Annotated in this window: 7 protein-coding genes, 2 tRNA genes and 1 pseudogene; all 10 read left to right on the top strand. The window is 72.6% G+C overall.

Annotated elements, in window-relative coordinates:
- Positions 1-1491: LCP family protein (locus EF903_RS23130; protein WP_148142557.1), on the top strand; the 1491-nt coding region annotated here is incomplete at its 5' end.
- A gap of 96 nt (positions 1492-1587) precedes the next feature.
- Entirely contained in the window at positions 1588-2034 is a 447-nt protein-coding gene (gene rsfS / locus EF903_RS23125) for a ribosome silencing factor (protein WP_114057521.1), read from the top strand.
- 92 nt (positions 2035-2126) lie between these two features.
- Positions 2127-2747, top strand: a complete 621-nt coding sequence (locus EF903_RS23120; RefSeq protein ID WP_125546132.1) for a histidine phosphatase family protein — start codon at positions 2127-2129, stop codon at positions 2745-2747.
- Positions 2748-2880: 133 nt separating this feature from the next.
- A tRNA-Ala gene (locus tag EF903_RS23115) sits at positions 2881-2953 on the top strand.
- Positions 2954-3098: 145 nt separating this feature from the next.
- Positions 3099-3332, top strand: a complete 234-nt coding sequence (locus EF903_RS23110) for a hypothetical protein (protein ID WP_008738908.1) — start codon at positions 3099-3101, stop codon at positions 3330-3332.
- Positions 3333-3476: 144 nt separating this feature from the next.
- Positions 3477-3549: transfer RNA gene (locus EF903_RS23105), tRNA-Ala, on the top strand.
- 246 nt (positions 3550-3795) lie between these two features.
- Entirely contained in the window at positions 3796-6666 is a 2871-nt protein-coding gene (gene leuS / locus EF903_RS23100; RefSeq protein ID WP_125546130.1) for a leucine--tRNA ligase, read from the top strand.
- Positions 6667-6836: 170 nt separating this feature from the next.
- Positions 6837-7589, top strand: coding sequence for a hypothetical protein (locus EF903_RS23095; RefSeq protein WP_125546128.1), 753 nt, complete (start codon positions 6837-6839; stop codon positions 7587-7589).
- A gap of 130 nt (positions 7590-7719) precedes the next feature.
- Entirely contained in the window at positions 7720-8565 is an 846-nt protein-coding gene (locus EF903_RS23090) for a DegV family protein (RefSeq protein ID WP_125546126.1), read from the top strand.
- Positions 8566-8674: 109 nt separating this feature from the next.
- A pseudogene (locus tag EF903_RS34775) lies at positions 8675-8862 on the top strand (ComEA family DNA-binding protein); the annotation flags it as partial.

The raw sequence follows: 8862 nt of genomic DNA, 5'->3' as shown, positions 1-8862 counted from the left end.
CCCCATCAGTACGCCCCCCAGCAGTACCCCGCGGCCGGGACGTACGGGCAGGACGCGCAGCAGCAGCTGCGCGAGCAGTGGATCCCGCACCAGCAGCCCGCCCAGCAGCCCGCCCCGCAGCCCGCGGCAGCCCCGGACGCCGCAGAGCCGCGCACCGCCCAGGTTCCGGAGCCGCGCCGGGCCGCGGACGGCGCCGGCGGAGGAGGTGCCGGAGACGGCGGTGACGCCGGCTACCGGACCGGGCAGTTCGCGTTCATCGACCAGCCGGACGAGGACTCCGAGGACGTCATCGACTGGCTCAAGTTCACCGAGAGCCGCACCGAGCGCCGCGAGGAGGCCCGCCGCCGCGGCCGCAACCGCGTCGTCGCCCTGACCGCCGTCCTCGCGCTCGTCGCGGTCGCGGGCGCGGGCTACCTCTGGTGGGCGGGCATGCTGCCCTTCCTCGGCGGGGCCGACTCCGAGGGCGGCGCCGCAGCCGCCGGGCCGCAGAAGCGCGACATGATCGTCGTGCACGTCCACAACACGAAGAAGGGCGGCACTTCCACCGCCCTGCTCGTCGACAACGTCACGGCCGGCCGGGGCGCCACCGTCCTGCTGCCCAACACCCTCGGCGTCACCGGGGACGACGGCACCGCCACCCCCCTGGGCAAGGCCGTCGAGGAGGGCGGCCTCGGTGTGCGCGAGTCCCTCGACTCCGTGCTCGGCACCGGCATCGGCGGCACCTGGCGCCTGGACACGCCGTTCCTCGAAAACCTCGTCGAGCTGGTCGGCGGCATCGAGGCCGACACCGACACCGCGATCCCGGCCGACGACGCCGCCAAGGTCCCCGCAGTGGGGCAGGGCGCGAAGCAGCACCTGAGCGGCGCGATGGCCGTCGCTTACGCCACCCACCGCGCCCCCGGCGAGCCGGAGGCCGAGCAGCTGGAGCGCCTGGGGCGGGTGCTGTACGGGGTGCTGCGCAAGATCCCCGGCGACGCGCGGTCGGCCACGACGACCGTGGAGAGCATGGGGCAGATCCTCGACCCCTCCCTTAACGCCGAGACCCTCGGCGCGATGCTGGCCCGGCTCGGCGAGCACGCCAAGGAGGGGCAGTCCGCGTACCGCACCGACGTGCTCGGCGTGAAGCCCGACGGCACGCTCACCGACGAGGCCAACCGGACCGTGGTCAGGGAGGTGCTCGGCGGCAGCTTCACCGCCGCGCAGCCCGGCGCCGCGCCGCGCGTCGGCCTGCGGGACGCCACCGGCGACGCCAAGGCCCAGGTCGCGGCCAGGGCCGCACTCCTCAACGGCGGCTACACCTTCGTCGACGGCGGCAGGGCGGACCGGCCGCAGTCCGCGACGCAGGTCACCTACCAGGACGACGCCCAGCGCCCCCGGGCCGCCGAGGTCGCCAAGACGCTGGGGCTGCCGGAGACGGCGGTGAAGAAGGGCGAGAACCCGGTCAACGCCGACGTCGTCGTGACGCTGGGCAGGGACTGGAAGCCCTCCTGACGCGCTGCCGGCCGCGGCCGGACGCACGGCGCGGGCGGCGTCGGCGGCACATGAGACCCTTGTAGGGATCTGCCCGCCGACCCGAAAGCATGGCCAGTGACCGCCACGGACCGCTCCATCGAGCTCATCACCACCGCCGCCCAGGCGGCGGCCGACCGGCTCGCGCACGACATCATCGCGTACGACGTCAGCGACGTGCTGTCGATCACCGACGCCTTCCTGCTCGCCTCGGCGCCCAACGACCGCCAGGTCAAGTCCATCGTCGACGAGATCGAGGAGCGCCTCCTCAAGGAGCTCGGCGCCAAGCCGGTACGCCGCGAGGGCGACCGCGACGCCCGCTGGATCCTGCTCGACTACGTCGACATCGTCGTCCACGTCCAGCACAGCGAGGAGCGGGTCTTCTACGCGCTGGAGCGCCTGTGGAAGGACTGCCCCGAGATCGAGCTCCCCGAGGACGCCAAGCTGACCAAGGGCAAGGCCGAGGAGTACGCCAAGCTGCGCGAGGCGCAGGGCGACGACGACCTGGACGGTGATCTGTTCTGAGCGCGAGCACGCAGCCGGGCGAGGGCCCGGACCCGCAGCAGGCGGCCGCCGCCGGCACGGCCCCCGGGCGGCCGGCCCGGACCGGCCGGAAGATCGTCCTGTGGCGGCACGGACAGACCGCCTGGAACCTGGAGCGCCGCTTCCAGGGCTCCACGGACATCCCGCTGACCGAGACCGGTGTGGCGCAGGCCCGCCGCGCCGCCCGCCTGCTGGCCTCCATGGGGCCGGACGCCATCGTGGCCTCGGACCTCCAGCGGGCCTCCGACACGGCGGCGGAGCTGGCCGCCGTCACGGGGCTGCCCGTGGCCCGCACCGCCGCGCTGCGCGAGACGTACGCCGGCGAGTGGCAGGGCCTGACCCACGACGAGATCCTCGCCAAGCACGGCGAGCAGTACGCCGCGTGGAAGCGCGGCGAACCCGTGCGCCGCGGCGGCGGCGAGCTGGAGACCGAGGTCGCCGACCGGGCCGCCCCCGTGGTGCTGGAGCACGCCGGGCGGCTGCCGGAGGGCGGCACGCTGGTGGTGGTCAGCCACGGCGGCACGATCCGCACGACGATCGGCCGGCTGCTCGGCCTCCAGCCGTACGACTGGGAGAGCCTCGGCGGGCTCTCCAACTGCTGCTGGTCCGTCCTGGGCCAGGGCGCCCGCGGCTGGCGCCTGCTGGAGCACAACGCCGGCACGCTGCCGGAACCCGTGCTCGGCGACGACGACTGAGCTCCGCCGGGGGCCCGTCTGAGCCCGTCTCAGAGGCGCCCCCGACCCGGATTTCACTTTCCGGCTGGTCGCGGCTAAAGTTCTTCTTGTTCGCAGCGCGGAACACCGGAAACGGGGGAGCGAGGCGGAGAGCGGGGCTATAGCTCAGTTGGTAGAGCGCTTGCATGGCATGCAAGAGGTCAGGAGTTCAATTCTCCTTAGCTCCACAATCAGGATCCCGTCCCCAACAGGGGGCGGGATCCTTGCGTTTGCCCCTTCCCTGCGCTTGCTGACCTGCCGCGCGCCCGCGTGGCAGAATCGGACGGCCGGAGGGGGAGTCGACGGCCCGACGCGGGAGGGAGTCGCTGACGGATGGGTGCACACCGGCGCCGGTGCGACTGGTGCAACAACGGCACGCCGATCGTGCGGGACATGGACCCGGTCAACCCCGACTACCAGTACTGGTGCGAGGAGTGCGCACGGGCGCTGATCATCAAGGGCGACCCCATCGAGACGTACCGCGAGCTGGAGGGCGAGCCGATCTACGGCCGGCTCCTCGACGAGCACTGCACGCTGAAGCGCTTCTACCAGTTCGCCCGGGCCTAGACGCCGCAAAACGGGCAAGAGCGGACATGTCGATCGGCCCGGAATCTCGTTTTTGGACCTGGGCCGGAACCGTGTAATGTTCTGGGTGTCGCCAGGGGGAACCGGCAAGGGAAACCGAGAAGGGGCCCGGCGGCAGAGAAGCAAGGGGCTATAGCTCAGTTGGTAGAGCGCTTGCATGGCATGCAAGAGGTCAGGAGTTCAATTCTCCTTAGCTCCACAGTGCGGAAGCGGGCCACCCGGATCGGGTGGCCCGCTTCTCGTTGTGCGGAACGGTCGAGCGGCCGCCGGGGCCGCTGCGGTACCCTGGCGCCATGCGTGCCGTACGCCTTCTGCTTACCGAGCCGCGCTGATCAGGGCCGACCCCGCGATGGTCGGCATCGGCGCGGCTCCCCCTCCTGTGCGAGGGGTTTTTTCGTTTGGGCAGGCAGAGACGGCAGAGACGATCGATGGAGCTTCCGAAGACATGAGCGAGACGAACACCCCGGCCGCCGAGGCGGCCGAGGCGCACCGTTACACGGCCGCCATGGCCGCCGACATCGAGGCACGCTGGCAGGACGTCTGGGACGCGCAGGGCACCTACGAGGCCCCGAACCCCACCGGTGACCTGGCCGGGGACGCCGAGGTCGTCGCGCGCCCCAAGAAGTTCATCATGGACATGTTCCCGTACCCCTCCGGTGCGGGCCTGCACGTCGGCCACCCGCTGGGCTACATCGCGACCGACGTCTACGCCCGCCACCAGCGGATGAGCGGCCACAACGTCCTGCACACCCTGGGCTTCGACGCCTTCGGCCTGCCGGCGGAGCAGTACGCCGTGCAGACCGGCACGCACCCGCGCGTGTCCACCGAGGCCAACATCGAGAACATGAAGAAGCAGCTGCGCCGCCTGGGCCTCGGCCACGACAAGCGCCGCTCCTTCGCCACGATCGACCCGGACTACTACAAGTGGACCCAGTGGATCTTCCTGCAGATCTACAACGCCTGGTACGACGCCGACGCGAAGAAGGCCCGCCCCATCGCCGAGCTGGTCGCCGCCTTCGAGGACGGCAGCCGTGAGGTCCCCGGCGGCCGCGCCTGGGCCGACCTGACCGCCGCCGAGCGGTCCGCGGTCCTCAACGACTTCCGCCTTGCGTACGCCTCGGACGCCCCCGTGAACTGGTGCCCCGGGCTGGGCACCGTCCTGGCCAACGAGGAGGTCACCGCCGACGGCCGCTCCGAGCGCGGCAACTTCCCCGTGTTCAAGGCCAAGCTGAGCCAGTGGAACATGCGGATCACCGCGTACGCCGACCGGCTGCTGGACGACCTGGACGCGCTGGACTGGCCCGAGGCCATCAAGCTGCAGCAGCGGAACTGGATCGGCCGGTCCGAGGGCGCCCGCGTCGACTTCGCCGTCGGCGACGACACCGTCACCGTCTTCACCACCCGCCCCGACACCCTGTTCGGCGCCACCTACATGGTGCTGGCGCCCGAGCACCCCCTCGTCGAGAAGATCGTCCCGGCCGAGTGGCCCGAGGGCACCCACCAGGTGTGGACCGGCGGCTCGGCGACCCCGTCGGAGGCCGTGGACTCCTACCGCAAGCAGGCCGCCGCCAAGTCGGACGTCGAGCGCCAGGCCGAGGCCAAGGACAAGACCGGCGTCTTCACCGGTGCGTACGCCGTCAACCCGGTCAGCGGCGACCCCGTTCCCGTCTTCATCGCCGACTACGTGCTGATGGGCTACGGCACCGGCGCGATCATGGCCGTCCCGGCCCACGACTCCCGCGACTTCGCCTTCGCGCAGGCCTTCGAGCTGCCGATCCGCTGCGTCGTGGAGCCCTCCGACGGCCGCGACGCCGACCCCGCCGAGTGGGAGGACGCGTTCACCTCGTACGACGGCACCATCGTCAACTCGGCCGGCGAGGGCATCTCCCTGGACGGCCTGGGCGTCGTCGAGGCGAAGGCCGCCATCACCGCCTGGCTGGCCGAGCGCGGCATCGGCGAGGGCACCGTCAACTTCCGCCTGCGCGACTGGCTGTTCAGCCGCCAGCGGTACTGGGGCGAGCCCTTCCCGATCGTCTACGACGAGGACGGCGTCGCGCACTCCCTGCCCGAGTCGATGCTGCCGCTGGAGCTGCCCGAGGTCGAGGACTACTCGCCGCGCACCTTCGAGCCCGACGACGCCGCCTCCCAGCCCGAGACCCCCCTGTCCCGCAACGAGGCCTGGGTCAACGTCGAGCTGGACCTGGGCGACGGCCGCGGCGTGCGCTCCTACCGGCGCGAGACCAACACCATGCCCAACTGGGCCGGCTCCTGCTGGTACGAGCTGCGCTACCTGGACCCGCACAACCGCGAGGCCCTGGTCGACCCGGAGATCGAGCAGTACTGGATGGGCCCGCGGGAGGGCGCGCCGCACGGCGGCGTCGACCTGTACGTCGGCGGCGCCGAGCACGCCGTGCTGCACCTGCTGTACGCCCGCTTCTGGTCGAAGGTGCTGTTCGACCTGGGCCACGTCTCCTCGGCGGAGCCGTTCCACAAGCTGTTCAACCAGGGCATGATCCAGGCGTACGCCTACACCGACGAACGCGGCGTGTACGTCCCGGCGGCCGAGGTCGAGGAGCGCGACGGCGGCTACTTCTTCGAGGGCCGGCCGGTCAAGCGCGAGCACGGCAAGATGGGCAAGTCCCTGAAGAACGCCGTCACGCCCGACGAGATCTGCGAGGAGTACGGCGCGGACACCCTGCGCCTGTACGAGATGGCCATGGGCCCCCTGGACGTCTCGCGGCCGTGGGACACCCGTGCCGTGGTCGGCCAGTACCGCCTGCTGCAGCGCCTGTGGCGCAACATCGTGGACGAGGAGACGGGCGCCGTCACCGTCGTCGACGGCGAGCCGGGCGAGGACACCCTGCGCGCCCTGCACAAGGCGATCGACGGGGCCGGCGCCGACATGGCGGGCCTGCGCTTCAACACCGCCATCGCCAAGATCACCGAGCTGAACAACTTCCTGACCAAGGCGGGCCGCCCCCTGGAGCGCCCGGTCGCCGAAGCGCTGGTCCTGCTGGTCGCCCCGCTCGCCCCGCACATCGCGGAGGAGCTGTGGCACCGCCTGGGCCACACCGACTCGGTCGTGCACCAGGCCTTCCCGGTGGCCGACCCGGCGTACGTGGTGGACGAGACCGTCACCTGCGTCGTCCAGGTCAAGGGCAAGGTCAAGGCCCGTCTGGAGGTGCCGCCGGCGATCTCCGAGGCCGACCTGGAGCAGCTGGCGCTGGCCGACCCGGCGGTCGTCACGGCCGTGGGCGGGGCCGCGATCCGCAAGGTGATCGTCCGCGCGCCCAAGCTGGTCAACATCGTCGTCTGACGCCGGCGACCGGAGCCGGAGGCCGACGCGCCGGCCGTCGCTCGGGGTCTTCCCGTACGGGCAGGTTGGGGGTTCGATGGGAACCCCCGGCCTGCCCGCTGCGTTTACGGTGGAGGGGACGGAAAACGGCAGGGGAAGGGGTCCTCGTGGAGGCAGGCGCGTTGATCATCATGTTCACCTTGGTGATGCTGTTCGCCCTCCTGGGCCTCGGCGCCTGGGCCACGGTCAAGGCGGTCGGCGCGGCGAAGCGCGGCGTGGACCGGACGATCACCCAGGCCAAGCGGACCGTGGAGGACACCGCCCTCAAGGCGAAGAGCATCGGCCAGGTCGGGGTGCCCGGCTCGCTGGCCCAGCTCCGGCTCGACCTGCGGACGTCCATGCGCACCACGCGGGAGGCCCTCAGTGACGGCTCCCGCGTCGACGCCTCGCTGAAGGAGTCGCTCGTCCTCTTCGAGCGGCTCAGCGCGTACGGGCACGAGCTCGACGGCGAACTGAAGCGGCTGGAGCAGGAGCCCGACCGGGCCCGGGTCGCCGCGGCCCTGCCCGACCTGCGGGAGCGGGTGGCGAAGATCACGCAGTCCGCGGACTCCCTGCGGTGGGCCGCGCGCGACCGGGCCCGCCGGTTCGCCGAGGACGACCTGTCGACCCTGTCGGCGCAGATCGAGGTCGAGTCGGACGCGCTGCGGGACTACGCCTCGCGCCGGGACCCGCTGGACGACCTCGCGGAGGCCGCGGCGTCCTGGGACGCCAAGGCGGGACCGGCGGCGGCCGGCCCCGGGAACGGCCAGGGGAGCGGTCACGGCGAGGAGCGGCAGGACGCGCGCGGACAGCGGGGGGCCGCGCAGACTCCCGCCCTCGATGCCGCCGCGCCGGCGCCGCAGTACCCGTGGCAGAAGAGCGCCCGACCCGAGACGACCACCTGAGAGGCCCACCCGAGACGAGCCCGCGCGGCGGCCCGCGGACGGCTCCGGGCGCGGAGAGCCGCACCCGCGCTCCACGCGGCGGGAGGGGTCGGGCTGCCGACCCGCCCGCTCTGGCGGTAACCTCCGCCTCATGTCCCGCCATGTCGCGATCCTCACCGATTCCACGGCCTACCTGCCCCAACCGGCCATGGCGCGGCACGGAATCACCTCCGTCCCGCTGACCGTGGTCCTCGGCGACGAGGCCCTCGAAGAGGGGACCGAGATCTCGGCGCGCAGCCTGGCCCTCGCACTGCAGAAGCGCCGCTCCGTCACGACGTCCAGGCCGAGCCCCGAGGAGTTCACCCGGGCCTACCGGGCGGTCGCGGAGAGCGGCGCCGAGGCCATCGTGAGCCTGCACCTGTCCGCGGAGTTCTCCGGCACGTACGACGCCGCCGTGCTGGCCGCGAAGACCGCTCCCGTGCCGGTGCGCGTCGTCGACACCGGCATGGTCGCCATGGCCCTCGGCTTCTGCGCCCTGGCGGCGGCCGAGACCGCCGAGGCGGGCGGCTCCCTCGACGAGGCGGTGGCCGCCGCGGAGAAGCGCGCAGCGGACATGGCCGCGTACTTCTACGTCGACACCCTCGACTACCTCCGCCGCGGCGGACGCATCGGCGCCGCCCAGGCCCTCCTCGGCTCGGCACTGGCCGTCAAGCCGCTGCTCACCCTGGACGGCGGCCGGATCCAGATGCTGGAGAAGGTGCGTACGGCCTCCAAGGCCATCGCGCGGCTGGAGGAGTTGGCGGTCGAGCGGGCGGGCGCGGCGAGCGTCGACGTGGCCGTGCACCACCTGGCCGCCCCCGAACGGGCGGAGAAGCTGGCGCAGCGGCTCCGCGAACGCATCCCCGGGCTGGTGGAACTGCACGTGAGCGAGGTCGGCGCGGTCATCGGCGCGCACACCGGGCCGGGGCTGCTGGCTGCGGTGGTCTCCCCGCGCTGACCCGGCGGCATACACCGGAACGGGTGGCCCGGTTGTCCACAACGGCTCGGCCCTCCACCGGAATTGAAGGTTCCGAACGGGGTCGGGGAGACGTCCCTACCGTCGTGGCATGACTCTTCACGCACGCCGTACGCGCCGCCCCGGAGCCGCCTCCGGCCCGGGCCGGCCCCCGCACTCCGACCACCGGCCGCGACACCGCCGCGGGCGGCCCCGCCGGCGCGAAGCCGGGCACCCCGACCCCGCCGCCGTCCGCCGGCGCGCCGAAGCCCTCCTCGGCGGAATCACCCCACCGCCACC

The organism is Streptomyces sp. WAC05292 (assembly GCF_003949955.1).
In the GTDB taxonomy this organism is placed as follows: Bacteria; Actinomycetota; Actinomycetes; order Streptomycetales; family Streptomycetaceae; genus Streptomyces; species Streptomyces globosus.
This window is presented reverse-complemented; position numbering and strand designations above follow the sequence as displayed.

What these genes read in the sequence shown, in the direction of transcription:
- EF903_RS23090 (WP_125546126.1), top strand. Translation starts at nt 7,720, where the DNA reads ATGTCCCGCCATGTCGCGATCCTCACCGATTCCACGGCCTACCTGCCC.
- EF903_RS23095 (WP_125546128.1), top strand. Translation starts at nt 6,837, where the DNA reads ATGTTCACCTTGGTGATGCTGTTCGCCCTCCTGGGCCTCGGCGCCTGG.
- leuS (WP_125546130.1), top strand. Translation starts at nt 3,796, where the DNA reads ATGAGCGAGACGAACACCCCGGCCGCCGAGGCGGCCGAGGCGCACCGT.
- EF903_RS23110 (WP_008738908.1), top strand. Translation starts at nt 3,099, where the DNA reads ATGGGTGCACACCGGCGCCGGTGCGACTGGTGCAACAACGGCACGCCG.